The sequence below is a fragment of the Ruegeria profundi genome, assembly GCF_001507545.1.
Lineage (GTDB): Bacteria > Pseudomonadota > Alphaproteobacteria > Rhodobacterales > Rhodobacteraceae > Ruegeria > Ruegeria profundi.
The window spans coordinates 162,285-179,287 of sequence record NZ_LQBP01000004.1 but is presented as its reverse complement, the minus strand read 5'-3'; the positions used below and the strand labels follow the sequence as shown (position 1 = coordinate 179,287).

The following is a 17,003-nucleotide window of genomic DNA, read 5'->3' as shown; positions in this document are numbered from 1 at the left end:
TTGATCAGTGGCAGCAGATCAACCCGCCGTTTTTCATCCGGGGGACGTGAAGATTTGGTGGGGCGCAAGCGAAAGGGACAGTCGTCTTGGCGCGCAGGTTCAGAGGTGAAAGCCACCACAAGGTGGATGCGAAGGGCAGGGTCTCGATCCCGGCCTCTTTTCGCCGTGTGCTTGAATCTTCAGACCCGAACTGGCAGCCCGGCGACAATCCAGAGCTTGTGATCGTCTATGGCGACCACCGGCGAAAATTCCTTGAATGCTATACCATGCAGGCGATTGACGAGGTCGATGAGAAGATTGACGCCCTGCCGCGCGGCTCGATGCAACGAAAAATGCTGCAGCGCATGTTTCACGGGCAGTCTTTTCCCACCACAGTCGACGAGACAGGGCGTCTTGTTCTACCGGCCAAGCTGCGGACTAAGATCGGGCTAAAGGGCGAGGCATTTTTTATTGCTGCTGGTGACACGTTTCAGATTTGGAAGCCTGAGACTTACGAGTCGGAAGAGCTTGCCGCAGCCGAGGAATGGCTGGATGAACAGCCTGAGGACTTTGACCCCCTCGAATTCCTAGATGGCGTCAGGGAGGCGTAGCGGCATGGCCGGCGCTGAAACACCTTCTGAAAAACCTCACATCCCTGTTCTGCTGCGCCCTTTGCTGGCCGCTGTTGCGCCGGTGTCGGGAGTTTGGCTGGACGGCACTTTTGGTGCGGGCGGGTACACACGCGGCCTGCTGGACGCTGGGGCTGACAAGGTTATCGCCGTTGATCGTGATCCTTTGGCGTTTGAAATGGCTGCAACGTGGGCGTCTGCCTATGGCGACCGGCTGGTGATGCAACAAGGCGTTTTTTCGCGGATGGATGAATACGCTTTGGACCTGGACGGGGTGGTGTTGGACCTTGGCGTGTCCTCCATGCAGTTGGATCAAGCCGAGCGCGGGTTTTCTTTCATGAAAGACGGTCCGCTGGATATGCGGATGAGCCAGGAAGGTGAAAGCGCCGCTGATCTTGTCAACACTGCGACCGAGGCGCAGTTGGCTGATATTCTTTTCCACTACGGTGAGGAGCGCGCGAGTCGCCGGATCGCGAAGGCCATAGTGAAGGCGCGGGCACAGGAGCCGATCACCACGACTCTGCGTTTAGCTGAAATCATCGAATCTTGCCTACCACGCTCGAAACCGGGCCAGTCACACCCAGCGACGCGCAGCTTTCAGGGGCTTCGGATCGCAGTAAACGCAGAATATGAAGAGTTGTTTCAGGGCCTTATGGCCGCCGAACGGGCATTGAAGCCCGGTGGGCAGTTGGCTGTTGTAACTTTTCATTCGATTGAGGACCGGATGGTCAAACGGTTCTTTCAGTCACGTGCGGGCAAGACGGGGCGTGCCAACCGCTATGCGCCAGAGGTGGAACAGGAGCAGCCGCAATTCACGCTCAAAACACGCAAGGCCATTGGACCGGATGCGCAGGAATTGCAGGAAAATCCGCGTGCGCGCTCGGCCAAACTGCGTGTCGCGGTGCGGACAGATGCTCCAGCGGGGGAAATTGAGGCCCGCGCAATTGGGATGCCGCAACTCGGGGGAAGGATGAAATGAAGAGTGTTTTGTATGTGTTGACTGCCTTGTCCGTATTTGGGCTGGCGCTTTGGGCATATCAGGAAAACTTCCGCACTCAACAGGTGGTGAAGGAAACGCAGAAGTTGCAGCGCGAGATCGGGATCGCGCAGGTGCGTTTGGCTGTATTGAACGCGGAATGGGCCTATCTCAACCGCCCCGACCGGCTGCGCGAACTGGCCGATCTGAACTTTGAACGTTTGGGCCTGTTGCCGCTGCGAGCTGAACAATTCGGCAGGGCTGATCAGATTGCCTATGCCGAGGATCCGGACCTGCCCATCGTTGATCCGATCGAATTACAGGCCATTACAAATACTCAGGCGTTGGGTGAGGTGCAAATCCCATGACCCGCACGCCTCTGCGCCCTCTGGCCCGTATCCTTGATGCTCGTGCCCGGGGTGAAAACCCCAAGGCAATTGAACGAGAAAACATCCGTCAGCGTCATGAGGATATGAAGGACCGTGCCCGCGCCCGCGCTGAAGGGCGTCTTTTGGTCTTGGGTCTTTTCTTTTTCTGTGCGTTCTCGGTCGTTGGCGTCCGCATGGGTATGCTCGCCACGTCCGAGGCGCAAGAGCCGCTGGCCAGTGCCCCCGGTGCCGCGATTGCCATGCAGCGCGCAAATATCGTCGATCGCGAAGGCCGTATTCTGGCGACTAATCTGGATACCTACTCGGTCTATGCGCAGCCGCCTTTGATGATCGACCCCGAGGCCGCCGCTGATCAACTGGTTGCGATTTTCCCTGATCTTGAAAAAGAACGCCTGATCACAGACTTCACCGGCAACCGCAAGTTCCTTTGGATCAAGAAACGTATCTCGCCCGAACAGAAGCAGGCCGTTCACGACATCGGCGATCCCGGCATTCTGTTTGGTCCCCGTGAGATGAGGCTGTATCCGAACGGTAAACTTGCCGCCCATATTCTGGGTGGGTCCAGCTTTGGCCGCGAGGGCGTAAGCGCCGCTGAGGTGATTGGTGTCGCGGGCGTTGAAAAGCAATTCGACGACTATCTGCGTGACCCGGCCAACGGCAACAAGCCTCTGCAGCTGTCGCTGGATTTGACCGTTCAGGCTGCGGTCGAGCAGGTGCTTTACGGCGGCATGAAGATCATGAATGCCAAGGGCGCGTCCGCCGTGTTGATGAACGCACATACGGGTGAGGTCGTCTCGGCTGCTTCGCTACCGTCTTTCGACCCGAACGACCGCCCACGTCCGCCTACATCGGGCTTTGACCCGTCGGACAGTCCGCTGTTCAACCGCTATGTGCAGGGCGTTTACGAGCTGGGGTCGGTTTTCAAGATTTTCACGGCCGCTCAGGCGGTGCAGTTGGGCTTGGTGAATTCCGAAACGATCATCGATACCTCGGGTCCGATGCGGATCGGGCGTTTCCCGATCGGTGAATTCAACGGCAAGAATTACGGCAAGATCAGCGTGGCGGACGTGATCGTCCACAGCTCGAACCGGGGGACCGGGCGGCTGGCCTTGCAGATTGGTGCAAAACGCCAGCAGGATTTCCTTGAGGCGCTGGGTATGTTCGAACCCACCCCGTTTGAAATCGTCGAGGCAGCCGGGGGCGAACCGCTGAAGCCCAAGAAATGGGGCGAGCTGAGCACTGTAACCATTTCCTATGGCCACGGTCTTTCGACCAGCCCGATGCATCTGGCTGCGGGGTATGCGGCGATTGCCAATGGCGGTCACTATGTCAGCCCGACCATCCTGCGCAAGAACGGGCCGCAATATGGCCCGCGCGTCATGTCAGAGAACGCGGCCAAACAAGCGCAGAATATGCTGCGCCGTGTGGTGATGGATGGAACTGCAAGCTTTGGCGATGTTGCCGGATATGATGTGGCCGGCAAAACAGGCACGGCGGACAAGCCCAAACCGCGCGGTGGCTATTACGATGACAAGGTGATTGCCACTTTTGCGACCTTCTTCCCCGCGTACGATCCCAAATATGTGCTGATCGTGACCTTGGATGAACCGTCCATCGTTGCCTATGGTGAAAAGCGTCGGACGGCGGGTTGGACCGCGGTTCCCGTTGCCGCCGAGTTGATTGGACGCATTGCACCATTACTGGGCCTGCGTCCCCGGCTTGAGCCTGAGGCGAGCGCTGCTATAACCCTGACCTCGAATTAGGCTGTGCGGTAGAGGTGGGGCATGGGCACAAGAACAAAAACACTCAGCCAATTGGCCCTGACCGCGCGAGGTGGTGCAAATCCCGACATCACTGGCCTTGCCGTTGATAGCCGCGAGGTAAAGGACGGCTTTCTTTTCGCCGCTTTGCCCGGTACCCGCGTGCATGGTGGAGAGTTCATCCAATACGCTTTGCGAATGGGGGCTGCGGCGATCCTGACAGACGCCAAGGGTGCTGAAATCGCCGCTGAGGAGCTGGCCGCGTCGCACGCCGCGCTGATCTTGGCTGAAGACCCGCGTCAGGCACTGGCCGGGTGCGCCGCCCTGTGGTTCGGCGTGCAGCCTGAGACCATCGTTGCTGTTACAGGAACCAATGGGAAGACCTCGGTCGCCACCTTTGTCCGCCAAATCTGGACCGAGCTTGGACATTCGGCCGTCAACCTTGGGACCACGGGTGTCGAAGGGGCATGGACAACCCCGCTGGCGCATACCACGCCGGAACCCATTACGTTGCACCGCTGCCTTGCCGAAGCTGCTGAAAACGGTGTGACTCATGCCGCGATGGAGGCGTCCTCGCACGGGCTCGAACAACGCCGTTTGGACGGTGTGCACCTGACCGCCGCAGGATTTTCGAACTTTTCGCAGGACCATCTGGATTACCACGAAACTTTCGAGGCGTATTTTGCCGCCAAAGCCGGACTGTTCGACCGTGTTCTGCCGCAGGACGGCACCGTTGTGATCAACATGAGCGACCCCAAAGGCGCAGACGTCCGCAAAATCGCCGAGGCGCGCGGGCAATCGGTTCTAACGATTGGGTCGGGCGATGCCGATTTGTGCTTGATGGGCCAGCGTTTTGATGCGACCGGGCAGGATTTGCGCTTTTCCTGGCAAGGCAAAGTGCTCCAAGCGCGCCTGAATCTGATCGGCGGGTTCCAGGCCGAAAATATTCTGCTGGCCTGCGGTCTGGTCATCGCGGCGGGTGACGACCCCGAGCGCGTGTTCGAAACCTTGCCGCATCTGACGACTGTCCGGGGCCGGATGCAACTGGCTGCCACACGCCAAAACGGAGCAACGGTTTTTGTCGACTATGCCCATACGCCAGATGCTGTAGCGACGGCGCTCAAGGCGATGCGACCGCATGTCATGGGGCGCCTGATCGCGATTGTCGGTGCTGGCGGGGATCGCGATGCAACCAAACGTCCGCTCATGGGCAAAGCTGCCGCTGATCACGCAGATGTTGTGTTTGTCACTGACGACAACCCTCGCAGCGAAGATCCGGCGACCATCCGCGCCGCTGTCCTTTTGGGCGCACCCGACGCCACCGAAGTGGGTGACCGCGCCGAGGCCATCCTGCGCGGCGTTGATGCGCTCCAACCCGGTGACGCGCTGCTGATTGCAGGGAAGGGGCACGAAACTGGCCAGATTGTCGGCGATCAGGTCTTGCCGTTTGACGACGTGGAACAAGCCAGCATCAGCGTGGCCGCGCTGGATGGGAGGGTGGCATGACGCTGTGGACCGCAGCCGAGGCTGCCGAAGCCACCGGCGGGCATTCAACAACCGACTGGGACGTGAATGGCGTGTCGATCGACACGAGAACCCTCCAACCCGGCGACCTGTTTGTAGCGCTGAAAGCCGCGCGTGACGGGCATGATTTTGTAGCGCAGGCCTTGGAAAAGGGCGCTGGTGCCGCGCTGGTGTCGCGCATCCCTGATGGCGTTTCCGAAGATGCACCGTTGCTTGTTGTCGCGGATGTCCAGGCCGGGCTAGAGGCGCTGGGCAAGGCCGGGCGCGCCCGCACCGGGGCGCGTGTGGTGGGTGTCACCGGTAGCGTGGGAAAGACGTCGACCAAGGAAATGCTGGCCACCATCTTTGAAACGCAGGGAAAAACTCATGCCAGTGTCGCCAGCTACAACAACCATTGGGGTGTACCTTTGACGTTGGCGCGGATGCCGCGCGATACCGAATTCGCCGTGATCGAGATCGGAATGAACCACCCCGGAGAGATTGCGCCCTTGGCCCGTCAGGCCCGGCCGCATGTGGCATTGGTCACGACCGTGGCGGCGGTGCATCTGGAGGCTTTTGATTCAGTTGCAGGCATCGCTCATGAAAAAGCCGCGATTTTCGAAGGGCTTGAACCCGGCGGTGTGGCCATCGTGAATGCCGATATCGAATATGCAAACATTCTGCGCCAGACCGCGCGGGATCAGGGTGCAAAGATCGTCGATTTTGGCCGCAAGGCCGCGGATTACGTCCTGACCGGCGTTGCACAAGTAAACGGCTCGGTCCGCGCCGATGCAACACTGGAAACCCAGACCTTTACATACGATGTGCAGTCTGCGGGCGCTCATTTCGCTATGAACGCTCTGGGTGCTCTTGCGGCCTGCGTTGAGATGGGCGTTGATCTTGACGACGCAATCGCTGGCCTGAAGCAATGGTCGCCGGTCAAGGGGAGGGGCGTGCGCGAAATCTTACCCTTGGCTTCAGGTGGTCAGATCGAGCTGCTGGATGACAGTTATAATGCCAACCCCACCTCGATGGAGGCGGCGCTGGATGTTCTCGCAGCGTCGAAAGCCGCGCGCAGGATTGCGTTTCTGGGGGATATGAAGGAATTGGGCGGACAGGAAGTCGCCATGCATGCCGGGTTGGCAGGCGTTGGCGCGATGGCGCGGGTGGATCAAGTCCATAGTATTGGTCCGCTGATGAAGGCGCTGCATGATGCGCTGCCCAAAGACAAGCGTGGGCGGTGGTGTGAAACCAGCGCCGAAATGGCTGAGCATCTGCCGGAGCTGGTCCGCGCAGGCGACACGGTGTTGGCCAAGGGTTCACTGAGCATGGCGCTGGCTCAGATTGTTGACGGTTTGCGGAAAATGGGGCAAGGGAGCGCGCCTGGCTCATGATCGCCGCGTTGGAAAGGTTTTGACATGCTGTATTGGTTGACCGCCCTGTCGGATGGAGGCGATTTCTTTAACCTCTTCCGCTATATCACGTTCCGTGCGGGCGGGGCCTTTTTGACGGCGCTAATTTTTGGGTTCATCTTTGGCAAGCCCCTGATCAACGTGCTTCGAAAGAAGCAAGGCAAAGGTCAGCCTATCCGGGATGACGGCCCTGAAGGGCATTTTTCCAAGGCGGGAACGCCCACGATGGGCGGGTTGCTGATTGTTGGCGCGTTGGTAACGTCAACGCTGGTCTGGGCGCGGTGGGACAACCCTTATGTCTGGATGGTGCTGTTCGTCACGCTGGCTTATGCGGCGATTGGTTTTGCAGATGATTTCGCCAAGGTGTCGAAACAAAACACAAAGGGTGTGTCGAGCCGGATGCGACTGGCGCTGGGCGTGATAATTGCCGTACTGGCGTCGCTTTGGGCGTCATTGCATCATCCTGAAGCCTTGCAGAACCAGATGGCGGTTCCGGTGTTCAAAGACACTCTGGTCAACCTTGGGGTTTTCTATATTCCCTTCGCGGTCGTGGTTATCGTAGGGGCGGCGAATGCGGTGAACCTGACCGATGGTCTGGATGGGCTGGCGATCATGCCGGCAATGATCGCGGCGTCGACCTTGGGTGTCATCGCGTATGCCGTCGGGCGGGTCGACTTTACCGAGTATCTGGATGTGCATTACGTGCCGGGAACCGGAGAAATCCTTATCTTTACCGCAGCATTGTTTGGGGGTGGGCTTGGGTTTCTGTGGTATAACGCCCCGCCTGCCGCTGTGTTTATGGGCGATACCGGATCGCTGGCACTGGGCGGCGCGTTGGGCGCGATCGCAGTGGCGACCAAGCACGAGCTGGTATTGGCGGTAGTCGGTGGGTTGTTCGTGGTCGAAGCGCTGAGTGTGATCATTCAGGTGCTGTATTTCAAACGAACCGGGCGGCGTGTTTTCTTGATGGCACCTATTCATCACCACTATGAGAAAAAGGGCTGGGCTGAGCCGACAATCGTGATCCGCTTTTGGATTATCTCGCTGATCCTTGCGATGATTGGTCTTGCGACTTTGAAGGTCCGGTAAAGCTCCCGCCAGGTTCGGCGGACCTGCGGTCCACCTGCCACCTGTTGGGCCCGGCTCGCGCTGATGCGCGAGCCTTTTGCTGCCCTTGCCATCAGTGATTTCTTCTGCGCAGTGTGGCGGCGAATTGGACGTCAGAAAAAGGTGGGTGGCATGATCCCTGTGAAAGGGTTCTCGGGTCAGAAAGTTGCGGTTCTGGGGCTTGGTCGGTCAGGTCTGGCCGCGGCGCGCGCTTTGCGGGCTGGCATGGCCGAACCGCTTTGTTGGGATGACAATCCAGCCGCGCGGGAAAGGGCCGAGGCTGAGGGGCTCGTCTGTGTCGATCTCCGCCGCAACGGTGCCTTCGAAGGGGTGGCGTCGCTGATTGTGTCGCCGGGTATTCCGCATCTTTATCCCGAACCAAACCCGGTTGTGGCAGCCGCGCTAGAGGCAGGCGTTCCGGTAGACAACGACATAGGGCTGTTTTTCCGGTCCTTTGCAGGGTCAGAATGGAACAGCTATGACACTCCGCCGCGTGTAATTGCGGTGACGGGATCGAATGGGAAATCGACCACTGCGGCATTAATCCATCACATTCTGACCGAAGCCGGACGTGAGGCACAGTTGGCGGGCAATATCGGACGCGGAGTGCTGGATATCGAACCCGGCGGAGACGGGTCCGTCGTTGTTCTTGAACTTTCCAGCTATCAGACCGAGCTGGCGCGCGCGTTGACGCCAGACGTGGCCGTGTTCACTAATCTTTCACCAGATCATCTGGACCGGCATGGTGGGATGGGCGGCTATTTTGCCGCCAAACGTCGTTTGTTTGCCGAGGGCGGGCCAGATCGCGCCATCATCGGGGTGGATGAAAAAGAAGGTGCTTTTTTAGCAGGGCAGCTTTCGGAGGGGCCGGTTGACGATCGTGTCATCCGTATCTCGGTGTCGCGGAAACTAACCGGGCCGGGCTGGCAAGTCTTTGCGCGCAAGGGCTTTCTTTCCGAGTATCGAAAAGGGCGGCAGGCTGGATCAATTGACCTGCGCCAGATCAAGGGGTTGCCAGGCGCACACAATCATCAGAATGCCTGCGCCGCCTATGCGGCCTGTCGTGCCCTAGGTCTTGCACCGCGTGTGATCGAGGACGCGCTTCACAGCTATCCCGGCTTGCCACACCGAAGCCAGATCATCGCCGAAGCTGACGGCGTGACTTATGTGAACGACTCCAAGGCCACCAATGTGGAAAGTGCATTGAAGGCCCTGAATGCCTTTAAGAAGATCAGGTGGATTTGCGGCGGACTTGAGAAAGAAGGTGGCTTGGCCGCCCTGAACGCCGCAGCAGACCAAGTGATCAAAGCCTACGTGATCGGGCGGGAGGCTGCTGGTTTTGCCATGCAGCTAAAAGCTGAGGCGCAGGTCTGCACAACGATGGAGGAAGCCGTTGCGCAAGCCATGGCCGATGCGCAATCGGGAGAGACCGTGTTGCTTGCACCGGCAGCAGCCAGTTTTGATCAATACGACAACTTCGAACAGCGCGGAGAAGACTTTACCGCGCAGGTTTGGCAAAGGCTTGCGGAATAGCGATTTGCAATAGACCGCCTGTTGGGCCAAGTTAGGGTGCTATCAGCTTGACGCGCCTTGGCAATTGCGTTTGGCTTCGGGCAAATGCAACACGAGGTTATGACTATGCCATACCGTAAGTTTTCATTGATCCTTCCCGCTTGTCTGGCGATTGCCGCCTGCACGAATGTGGGTGCAAATTATGTCCCGATTATTGATGGGCCAGTTGGACCGAATTACCAATCTGATCTTGCAAATTGTCAGGCCTTGGCAAGAACACAAGGTACTGTGGACGGCAGAACCGCCGGTGCGGCAGCGGTTGGTGCTGCGGGTGCCGCGGCAACGACTGCAATCATTCAGGACAGCAGCGACAATCTGGGCCGTGCAGCGGCGGCGGGTGCTTTGGTCGGGGCTGGCGCAAGTGCGATCAATAATACCCAGAACCAGGAAGTCATCGTGCGCAACTGCATGCGCGGACGTGGCTATAACGTCGTAGGCTAATGGGCTGCGATGGCTGTTCCGGCAGCATGGCCAGAGGACCACGCCCACTGGAAGTTGTAGCCGCCCAGCCAACCAGTGACATCGACCGCTTCACCAATTGCATAGAGGCCAGGGACATCCTTGGCCTCCATTGTTTTTGAAGACAGGTCATCAGTATCGATCCCGCCCAGCGTGACCTCGGCAGTGCGATAGCCTTCGGTGCCTGAGGGGGTCAGTTCCCAGTTGCTGAGCGCTGCGGTTAACTTGGTCAGCGCAGAGTCGGGCTGATCGGCCAGATTGCCCTGCATCTGGATATTCTGGGACAGGTAATCCACAAGCCGCGCGGGAAGGTGACGCGCCAATTCGGTGGTCAACGCCTTGCGGCCTGCGGCCTGTCGCTGATCTCGCAGCAGGTCAAACAGGGGCAGATCAGGGATCATGTTGACCCGGATCGCTTCTCCTTCGCGCCAATAGGACGACAGTTGCAGCACCGACGGTCCGCTGAGGCCGCGATGGGTGAAAAGCAGCGCCTCGTCAAAGCTGGTGCGGTCGTTGGACAGACGTACGGGCAAGGATACACCGGACAGGTCTTTGAACTTACCGTCCGAGAATGTGAAGGGCACAAGCGCGGCGCGCGTATCGGTGAGCCGCAGGCCGAACTGGCGGGCAATATCATAGGCCAGCCCGGTTGCACCCATCTTGGGGATCGACTTGCCACCTGTGGCCAGGACCAGGTTGGTGCAGGTCACACTCAGGCGCTGCCCCTCGCGGTCAAAATCCAACATGAACCCTGAGTCTGTCTTGCGCAGGTCTTTCAACTCGGTGCGCAGCCACAGCTCAGCCCCGGCACGGTCCATCTCGGACAGCAGCAGTTGAATAATCTGCTTCGACGACCCGTCGCAAAACAGTTGGCCCAAGGTTTTCTCATGCCAAGCGATCTTGTGACGCCCAACCAGATCGATGAAATCCCACTGTGTGTAGCGCGCCAATGCGGATTTGCAGAAATGAGAGTTCTGCGACAAGAAGTTGTCGGGTCCAGCATACATATTGGTAAAGTTGCAGCGCCCACCGCCCGAGATGCGAATTTTCTCACCTGGAGCTTTGGCGTGATCGATCACCAGAACGCGCCCACCGCAATGGGCCGCGCACATCATGCCGGCAGCACCGGCCCCCAGGATGATCGTGTCAAAGGTCATGGGCAGCGCATGGCGTGAATTGTGCCGGATATCAAGTGGAAGCAGACCAGAAAGCCAATGCAAGGGAAACGAGAGCTGTTGTGGTAAACTTCTGCAAGCGCGGACATCAAGATGGATCCGCGCTGAAGGAGGGCACCCCAATGATCATGCGCATTTTCCAAGTCACGGTTCGACCCGGTAAAGAGGCGGAGTTCTCAGAGTTCTTCCACGAGACCGCGATACCCCTAATGAAAAACACAGAAGGAATTGTTGAGGTCCTTCCCGGTGCTCCGCGTTCGGAAACGCCGCGCGAGTTTAGTTTCGTTATGGTCTGGCGCAGTCTGGATGCGTTAAAGGCCTTTGTGGGTGAGGATTACAACAGCCCGCATATTGACCCGGCCGAGGCTGAATTGGTCGAATCCCGGACGATCAAGCACTACGATCTTGTCGAATAAGTAGGTCTGCGGGATAGGAAACTATCTTCCTTACCCGGAACGGCGGCTTTGGGGGCCAATTTCCGCTGTTGCGCCCTCATTCTGCTGGCCCAAATGCCAAAATCCCTGTAGACTCATTATTAGACCTCGAAAAACGAGGCGCGGATGAGGCAGAGAGTGGCGGTATCTCATGACTGAGATGGTGTATGGCGCGGTCCAAGACCAGCGCGGGGAACCGATTCTACCAAAGTGGTGGCGCACGATTGATCGCTGGACCATGTCCTGCGTGCTGATCCTGTTTGTCATCGGGCTGTTGCTTGGGTTGGCTTCATCGCCACCGCTGGCAGGCCGCAACGGGTTTGATCCGTTCCACTATGTCGAACGTCAGGCGATCTTTGGTGGATTGGCGCTGATTGCGATGCTGTTGACCTCGATGATGTCGCCGACGCTGGTTCGGCGTCTGGCAATTCTTGGGTTTTTGGGTGCCTTCGTGGCGCTGGTCTTTCTGCCCGTTTTTGGCACCGATTTTGGTAAAGGCGCGGTGCGCTGGTACTCGCTGGGCTTCGGCTCGTTGCAGCCATCCGAGTTTCTGAAGCCCGGCTTTATCGTCGTGGCCGCATGGTTGCTGGCCGCATCGCAGGAAATTAACGGGCCTCCGGGGCGGCTTTGGTCGTTTGCGTTGTGCATGGCGATCGTTGGTATGCTGGTATTGCAGCCCGACTTCGGACAGGCCTGCTTGATCCTCTTTGGCTGGGGCGTGATGTACTTCGTGGCCGGAGCGCCGATGCTGCTGCTGGTGGGGATGGCCGGGGCGGTCGTGCTGGCCGGAATGCTGGCCTATTCGAATTCAGAACATTTTGCCCGTCGCATAGATGGATTTCTGAATCAGGAAGTCGATCCGACCACGCAAATCGGCTATGCCACCAACGCCATCCGTGAAGGTGGATTGTTCGGTGTTGGCGTGGGCGAGGGGCAGGTGAAATGGTCACTGCCCGACGCGCACACGGATTTCATCATTGCGGTCGCGGCCGAAGAATACGGCCTTGTTCTGGTCCTGATCATCATTGCGCTCTACGCGCTGATCGTCGTGCGGTCGTTGCTGCGCCTGATGCGTGAAAGGGATATGTTCATCCGTCTGGCCGGTACCGGTTTGGCCTGCATTTTTGGCGTTCAGGCCATGATCAACATGGGGGTCGCAGTGCGGTTGCTGCCCGCCAAGGGCATGACGCTACCGTTTGTCAGCTATGGCGGCTCGTCACTTATCGCAGGCGGTATTGCGGTTGGCATGTTGCTGGCCTTCACCCGGACCCGCCCTCAGGGCGAATTCGGTGACATTCTGCGCGGACGAGGTTGATGAGCAAACCGTATCTTTTGATTGCTGCGGGCGGCACCGGCGGGCATATGTTCCCCGCGCAGGCGCTGGCCGAGGCGATGCTGAACAAGGGGTGGCGCGTACGTCTGTCCACCGACCCGCGTGGTGCGCGTTATACCAGTGGTTTTCCGCATTCGACCGAGATTGTCGAGGCGTCCTCGGCCACATTCGCGCGCGGTGGTCTGGCCGCCAAGGCGCTGGTCGGACCTAAGATTGCGGGCGGCGTGACCAGCATGGCAATGCAGATGATGCGCGACCGGCCGGACGTTGTTGTGGGGTTCGGTGGCTATCCCTCGATCCCTGCGCTGGGCGCGGCAACCCTGCTGAACGTCCCGCGCATGATCCATGAACAGAACGGGGTTCTGGGGCGGGTCAACAAACTATTTGCTACCCGCGTTTCGCAAGTCGCCTGCGGCACTTGGCCCACCGACTTGCCCGAAGGCGCCAAAGGGGTCCACACTGGCAACCCCGTCCGTGCCGCCGTGCTGGAGCGCGCAGCAGCCGGTTATATCCCGCCTGGCGATTATCCGATGTCGATCCTGGTGATGGGTGGGTCGCAGGGTGCACGCATCCTCAGCGACGTAGTGCCCGGTGCGATTGCCGCTTTGCCGGACGGCCTGCGCGGCCATATCCGTGTTGCCCATCAAGCCCGTGACGAGGATGGCGCGCGTGTTGCGGCGTTCTACTCCGACCATGGCATCAGGGCCGAAGTCGAGCCTTTCTTTCAGGATGTCCCGCGCCGCATTTCGGACGCTCAACTGGTTATCTCACGTTCCGGCGCGTCCAGTGTCGCCGACATTTCGGTTATAGGAAGGCCATCGGTTCTGATCCCGTTTGCCGCGGCTGCTGGCGACCACCAGACTGCTAATGCCCGTGGGTTGGTGCAGGCGGGCGGGGCGATCATGATCCCCGAGAATGCCCTTGACGTTTCGTCGCTGACCGAGCAAATCACCTCAGTTCTGACCAACCCGGAAGCGGCGCAGAAGATGGCCCAGGCCGCCCTGTCGACGGGCACCCCGGATGCAACCGAGCGCTTGGTACATCTTGTCGAAGATCTGGCGCAGAAGGAGACCGCATGAATCCTGCAACCAAACTGCCGCAAGACGTGGGGCTGATCCATTTCGTGGGGATCGGCGGGATAGGGATGTCTGGAATTGCCGAGGTGCTGCTGAACTTGGGGTACCGGGTTCAGGGATCAGATCTGAAGACCTCGAAAATCACGGATCGGCTGGCAGGTCTGGGGGCTGAGATTTTTGTAGAACAACGCGCAGAGAACCTTGAAAACGCTGCTGTCGTTGTGGTGTCGACCGCGATCAAACCGGGTAACCCGGAACTTGATGGTGCGCGTGCGCGGGGGCTGCCTGTTGTGCGCCGCGCCGACATGCTGGCCGAGCTGATGCGCCTACGCTCGAACATCGCCGTTGCCGGAACCCATGGTAAGACAACCACGACCACGATGATGGCCGAGTTGATGGTTGCAGGTGATTTTGACCCGACCGTGATCAACGGGGGTGTCATCCACGCCTATGGCTCGAACGCCCGTATGGGGCAGGGCGAATGGATGGTGGTTGAGGCCGACGAATCCGATGGGTCGTTCAACCGTCTGCCCGCTACCATCGCAATCGTCACAAATATCGACCCCGAACATATGGAGCATTGGGGCGATTTCGACAAATTGCGCGATGGGTTCTACGAGTTCGTTTCGAATCTTCCGTTCTATGGTTTGGCCGTGTGTTGCACCGACCACGCCGAGGTGCAAACGCTGGTGGGTCGCATTACCGACCGCCGCGTGCGAACCTATGGCTTCAATGCACAAGCGGATGTGCGGGCGGTGAACCTGACCTACAAGGGTGGGGTCGCGCATTTCGATATCCACCTGCAATACGAAGACACCGTGATCGAGGGGTGTACATTGCCCATGCCGGGCGACCACAACGTGTCGAACGCACTGTCTGCTGTCGCTGTAGCCCGTCACCTCGGCATGAAAACTGCCGAGATTCGCAAGGCATTGGCCAATTTTGGCGGAGTTAATCGCCGCTTTACCAAGGTTGGCGAGGTCGATGGTGTGACGATCATCGACGATTATGGGCATCACCCTGTTGAAATCGCTGCTGTCCTGAAAGCTGCGCGTCAGGCGACCGAGGGTCGCGTGATCGCCGTTCATCAGCCGCACCGCTACTCTCGCCTGTCCAACCTGTTCGAAGATTTCTGCACCTGCTTCAACGACGCTGATGTGGTCGCCATCGCGGATATCTTCGCCGCCGGAGAAGATCCGATTCCCGGCGCCTCACGCGATGATCTGGTGCAGGGCCTGATCCGCCACGGCCACCGCCATGCCCGCGCCCTTCTGAACGAAGATGACCTTGAGCGCCTCGTGCGAGAGCAGGCCCGCCCCGGCGACATGGTTGTGTGCCTCGGTGCAGGAACCATTAGTGCATGGGCAAACGGTTTACCCGTAAGATTGCAAAGAAAACAAGCCGTTTGACCCAAACTGATATTTGTCGCACAACTTGCAAGTGTAACAACCGGACATTTACCACTGCGCGCCTTCGGAGAGGCCAATGGACTATTCGATGACCTTTGCGGCCCTCTGGGTGATATGCGCCACAGTCGTTGGGTTGCTTCCGATGCGGCTACAATTTCCACCGGGTTTCATTTTGCTGATCTGTGCGCCGGTTCTGATCATCTGGCTGGGTTATGACCACGGCTGGTTCTGGTTGGTTCTGGCGTTCGGAGGTTTCGTGTCCATGTTCCGCAACCCTATCCGCTTTTATTGGCGCCGTTGGACCGGGCGGGAGGTTGCTGAATGAACTGGTCGATCGCCCTTGCCGCGCTTTGGGGCGTCGCAGCAAATGTACTGGCGATGCTTCCCAGCAAGGATAATCACTGGACCCGAGCCTATATCCTGGTTGCTGTCGGTATCCCCATTCTGGGATATGTCACGTATGAAAACGGCCCGTGGATCGGGCTGCTTGTTCTGGCTGCGGGTATGTCCATGCTGCGTTGGCCAGTGATTTACCTGGGGCGGTGGCTGCGTCGTCGGATTTGAGCGAGCGATCTGATGTGGCATTCAGCATTGCCTTTTTACCTAATGATCCTCGTTGGTGGTGTCGGGTGGTTTCTTACTTTTCTATGCGCTGCGTATCTTAACAGACTATGGCTTGCGTATGGCGCAACGGCATTATGGTTTGTTCTTTTTGGGCTGGCACTGTATTGGCGTTCTGTTGAAACCTATGACATCGCACGGGCAGGGATTGGCTACGTAATTGTGGTTCATCTGTCGTTTGGGCTGACTGCGATAGTCGCATGGGGAATTGGGACGTGGTTGCGGAAACGAAAACAGATCTGAACCTCAAGAGCTTTCGCGGCAAACTCACCGAAAACCGGTCTCTCAACGAGTTGACATGGTTGCGCGTCGGTGGGCCAGCAGATTACCTGTTCCAACCCGCGGATGTTGACGACCTGAGGGCGTTTCTGCGCGATCTGCCAGCGGGTGTTCCTGTCTTTCCAATGGGCGTTGGATCGAACCTGATAGTCCGCGATGGCGGATTGCGCGCCGTGGTGATCCGGCTGGGGCGGGGCTTTAACGCGATCAACGTCTCGGGCAACACCGTCACCGCAGGCGCGGCAGCACTCGATGCGCATGTGGCGCGCAAGGCGGCGGATGCGGGGGTGGACCTGACCTTTCTGCGGACGATCCCCGGTTCGATTGGTGGTGCGGTGCGGATGAATGCGGGCTGCTATGGCAGCTACACAGCGGATGTGCTGCGCAAGGCCACAATCGTCACCCGGCAGGGTGAGGTTGTCGAGCTGACCGCCGAAGACCTGAACTTCCGCTACCGTCAGTCCGACCTCCCAGAAGGCGCGGTGCTTGTTTCAGCCACCTTCGACGGCCCGTCGGGCGATCCCGATGAACTTCACGCCCGCATGGAAGCGCAACTGAAAAAACGCGACGAAACCCAACCCACCAAGGATCGCAGCGCCGGGTCCACCTTTCGAAACCCTGCCGGGTTCTCTTCGACCGGCCGGGCTGATGACGTTCACGACCTCAAGGCGTGGAAGGTGATCGACGATGCTGGTATGCGGGGGGCTGTTCTTGGTGGGGCGCAGATGAGCGCGAAACATTCGAATTTCCTCATCAACACCGGGAACGCAACTGCCGCAGACCTGGAAGGTCTGGGGGAAGAGGTGCGAAAAAAGGTTTACCAAACAAGTGGCATCACGCTAGAGTGGGAAATCATGCGGGTTGGCGATCCGCTGACAGATTAAAGCCCC

The 17,003-nt window shown here is 58.8% G+C and carries 17 protein-coding genes; 16 read left to right on the top strand and 1 reads right to left on the bottom strand.

Features of this window, described 5'->3' with window-relative positions; translation table 11 throughout:
- Nucleotides 1–86 precede the first annotated feature (86 nt).
- The 9 genes from mraZ to AVO44_RS09130 all read left to right on the top strand — a co-directional run bounded on the left by mraZ (nt 87) and on the right by AVO44_RS09130 (nt 9,768).
- A complete protein-coding gene (gene mraZ / locus AVO44_RS09170; RefSeq protein ID WP_082677454.1) occupies nt 87–590 on the top strand; it encodes a division/cell wall cluster transcriptional repressor MraZ in 504 nt (167 codons plus the stop codon).
- Between the two features lie 4 nt (nt 591–594).
- On the top strand, nt 595–1,587 hold the full coding sequence (rsmH, locus tag AVO44_RS09165; protein WP_068335721.1) for a 16S rRNA (cytosine(1402)-N(4))-methyltransferase RsmH: 993 nt from the start codon (nt 595–597) through the stop codon (nt 1,585–1,587).
- Complete coding sequence (gene ftsL / locus AVO44_RS09160; protein WP_068335718.1) at nt 1,584–1,952, top strand: cell division protein FtsL; 369 nt, start codon at nt 1,584–1,586, stop codon at nt 1,950–1,952. The genes rsmH and ftsL overlap by 4 nt, the downstream gene beginning before the upstream one ends.
- A complete protein-coding gene (locus tag AVO44_RS09155; protein WP_068335715.1) occupies nt 1,949–3,736 on the top strand; it encodes a peptidoglycan D,D-transpeptidase FtsI family protein in 1,788 nt (595 codons plus the stop codon). The genes ftsL and AVO44_RS09155 overlap by 4 nt, the downstream gene beginning before the upstream one ends.
- Nucleotides 3,737–3,757: 21 nt before the next feature.
- Nucleotides 3,758–5,239 (top strand): UDP-N-acetylmuramoyl-L-alanyl-D-glutamate--2,6-diaminopimelate ligase, encoded by a 1,482-nt coding sequence (locus tag AVO44_RS09150; RefSeq protein WP_068335712.1) that lies wholly within the window; start codon nt 3,758–3,760, stop codon nt 5,237–5,239.
- Nucleotides 5,236–6,630: a UDP-N-acetylmuramoyl-tripeptide--D-alanyl-D-alanine ligase gene (locus tag AVO44_RS09145; RefSeq protein WP_068335709.1), complete on the top strand. Its 1,395-nt coding sequence runs from the start codon at nt 5,236–5,238 to the stop codon at nt 6,628–6,630. The genes AVO44_RS09150 and AVO44_RS09145 overlap by 4 nt, the downstream gene beginning before the upstream one ends.
- Before the next feature lie 24 nt (nt 6,631–6,654).
- On the top strand, nt 6,655–7,737 hold the full coding sequence (gene mraY / locus AVO44_RS09140; protein WP_068335706.1) for a phospho-N-acetylmuramoyl-pentapeptide-transferase: 1,083 nt from the start codon (nt 6,655–6,657) through the stop codon (nt 7,735–7,737).
- 150 nt (nt 7,738–7,887) lie between these two features.
- Nucleotides 7,888–9,288 carry a UDP-N-acetylmuramoyl-L-alanine--D-glutamate ligase gene (gene murD, locus AVO44_RS09135; protein ID WP_068336361.1) on the top strand — a complete coding sequence of 467 codons (1,401 nt, stop codon included), beginning with the start codon at nt 7,888–7,890 and terminating at the stop codon, nt 9,286–9,288.
- A 105-nt stretch (nt 9,289–9,393) separates the two neighbouring features.
- Nucleotides 9,394–9,768 carry a glycine zipper family protein gene (locus tag AVO44_RS09130; RefSeq protein ID WP_233421961.1) on the top strand — a complete coding sequence of 125 codons (375 nt, stop codon included), beginning with the start codon at nt 9,394–9,396 and terminating at the stop codon, nt 9,766–9,768.
- Here the strand turns inward: AVO44_RS09130 and AVO44_RS09125 are convergent.
- Nucleotides 9,765–10,943, bottom strand: coding sequence for a BaiN/RdsA family NAD(P)/FAD-dependent oxidoreductase (locus tag AVO44_RS09125; RefSeq protein WP_068336359.1), 1,179 nt, complete (start codon nt 10,941–10,943; stop codon nt 9,765–9,767). The two genes, AVO44_RS09130 and AVO44_RS09125, sit on opposite strands and share 4 nt — an antisense overlap.
- 140 nt (nt 10,944–11,083) lie before the next feature.
- Between AVO44_RS09125 and AVO44_RS09120 the strand changes: the two genes are divergently transcribed.
- The 7 genes from AVO44_RS09120 (at nt 11,084) to murB (ending at nt 16,997) form a co-directional block, all read left to right on the top strand.
- Complete coding sequence (locus tag AVO44_RS09120) at nt 11,084–11,377, top strand: antibiotic biosynthesis monooxygenase family protein (protein WP_068336356.1); 294 nt, start codon at nt 11,084–11,086, stop codon at nt 11,375–11,377.
- Nucleotides 11,378–11,546: 169 nt separating this feature from the next.
- Entirely contained in the window at nt 11,547–12,710 is a 1,164-nt protein-coding gene (gene ftsW, locus AVO44_RS09115; protein ID WP_068335700.1) for a putative lipid II flippase FtsW, read from the top strand.
- Nucleotides 12,710–13,807, top strand: coding sequence for a UDP-N-acetylglucosamine--N-acetylmuramyl-(pentapeptide) pyrophosphoryl-undecaprenol N-acetylglucosamine transferase (locus AVO44_RS09110; protein ID WP_068335698.1), 1,098 nt, complete (start codon nt 12,710–12,712; stop codon nt 13,805–13,807). Before ftsW ends, AVO44_RS09110 begins: the two co-directional genes overlap by 1 nt.
- On the top strand, nt 13,804–15,213 hold the full coding sequence (murC, locus tag AVO44_RS09105) for a UDP-N-acetylmuramate--L-alanine ligase (RefSeq protein ID WP_068335696.1): 1,410 nt from the start codon (nt 13,804–13,806) through the stop codon (nt 15,211–15,213). The genes AVO44_RS09110 and murC overlap by 4 nt, the downstream gene beginning before the upstream one ends.
- A 76-nt stretch (nt 15,214–15,289) precedes the next feature.
- Nucleotides 15,290–15,538 (top strand): DUF2484 family protein, encoded by a 249-nt coding sequence (locus tag AVO44_RS09100; RefSeq protein ID WP_099045656.1) that lies wholly within the window; start codon nt 15,290–15,292, stop codon nt 15,536–15,538.
- Nucleotides 15,535–15,777, top strand: coding sequence for a DUF2484 family protein (locus tag AVO44_RS09095; protein ID WP_068335694.1), 243 nt, complete (start codon nt 15,535–15,537; stop codon nt 15,775–15,777). The genes AVO44_RS09100 and AVO44_RS09095 overlap by 4 nt, the downstream gene beginning before the upstream one ends.
- A gap of 257 nt (nt 15,778–16,034) precedes the next feature.
- The gene (gene murB / locus AVO44_RS09090) at nt 16,035–16,997 is read left to right on the top strand and encodes a UDP-N-acetylmuramate dehydrogenase (RefSeq protein ID WP_068335690.1); all 963 of its coding nucleotides are present in this window, start codon (nt 16,035–16,037) and stop codon (nt 16,995–16,997) included.
- Nucleotides 16,998–17,003: the final 6 nt, after the last annotated feature.

Coding starts and splice junctions, on each gene's coding strand:
- rsmH (WP_068335721.1), top strand. CDS start 595: ATGGCCGGCGCTGAAACACCTTCTGAAAAACCTCACATCCCTGTTCTG.
- ftsL (WP_068335718.1), top strand. CDS start 1,584: ATGAAGAGTGTTTTGTATGTGTTGACTGCCTTGTCCGTATTTGGGCTG.
- AVO44_RS09155 (WP_068335715.1), top strand. CDS start 1,949: ATGACCCGCACGCCTCTGCGCCCTCTGGCCCGTATCCTTGATGCTCGT.
- AVO44_RS09150 (WP_068335712.1), top strand. CDS start 3,758: ATGGGCACAAGAACAAAAACACTCAGCCAATTGGCCCTGACCGCGCGA.
- AVO44_RS09145 (WP_068335709.1), top strand. CDS start 5,236: ATGACGCTGTGGACCGCAGCCGAGGCTGCCGAAGCCACCGGCGGGCAT.
- mraY (WP_068335706.1), top strand. CDS start 6,655: ATGCTGTATTGGTTGACCGCCCTGTCGGATGGAGGCGATTTCTTTAAC.
- murD (WP_068336361.1), top strand. CDS start 7,888: ATGATCCCTGTGAAAGGGTTCTCGGGTCAGAAAGTTGCGGTTCTGGGG.
- AVO44_RS09130 (WP_233421961.1), top strand. CDS start 9,394: ATGCCATACCGTAAGTTTTCATTGATCCTTCCCGCTTGTCTGGCGATT.
- AVO44_RS09125 (WP_068336359.1), bottom strand. CDS start 10,943: ATGACCTTTGACACGATCATCCTGGGGGCCGGTGCTGCCGGCATGATG.
- AVO44_RS09120 (WP_068336356.1), top strand. CDS start 11,084: ATGATCATGCGCATTTTCCAAGTCACGGTTCGACCCGGTAAAGAGGCG.
- ftsW (WP_068335700.1), top strand. CDS start 11,547: ATGACTGAGATGGTGTATGGCGCGGTCCAAGACCAGCGCGGGGAACCG.
- AVO44_RS09110 (WP_068335698.1), top strand. CDS start 12,710: ATGAGCAAACCGTATCTTTTGATTGCTGCGGGCGGCACCGGCGGGCAT.
- murC (WP_068335696.1), top strand. CDS start 13,804: ATGAATCCTGCAACCAAACTGCCGCAAGACGTGGGGCTGATCCATTTC.
- AVO44_RS09100 (WP_099045656.1), top strand. CDS start 15,290: ATGGACTATTCGATGACCTTTGCGGCCCTCTGGGTGATATGCGCCACA.
- AVO44_RS09095 (WP_068335694.1), top strand. CDS start 15,535: ATGAACTGGTCGATCGCCCTTGCCGCGCTTTGGGGCGTCGCAGCAAAT.
- murB (WP_068335690.1), top strand. CDS start 16,035: ATGGGGAATTGGGACGTGGTTGCGGAAACGAAAACAGATCTGAACCTC.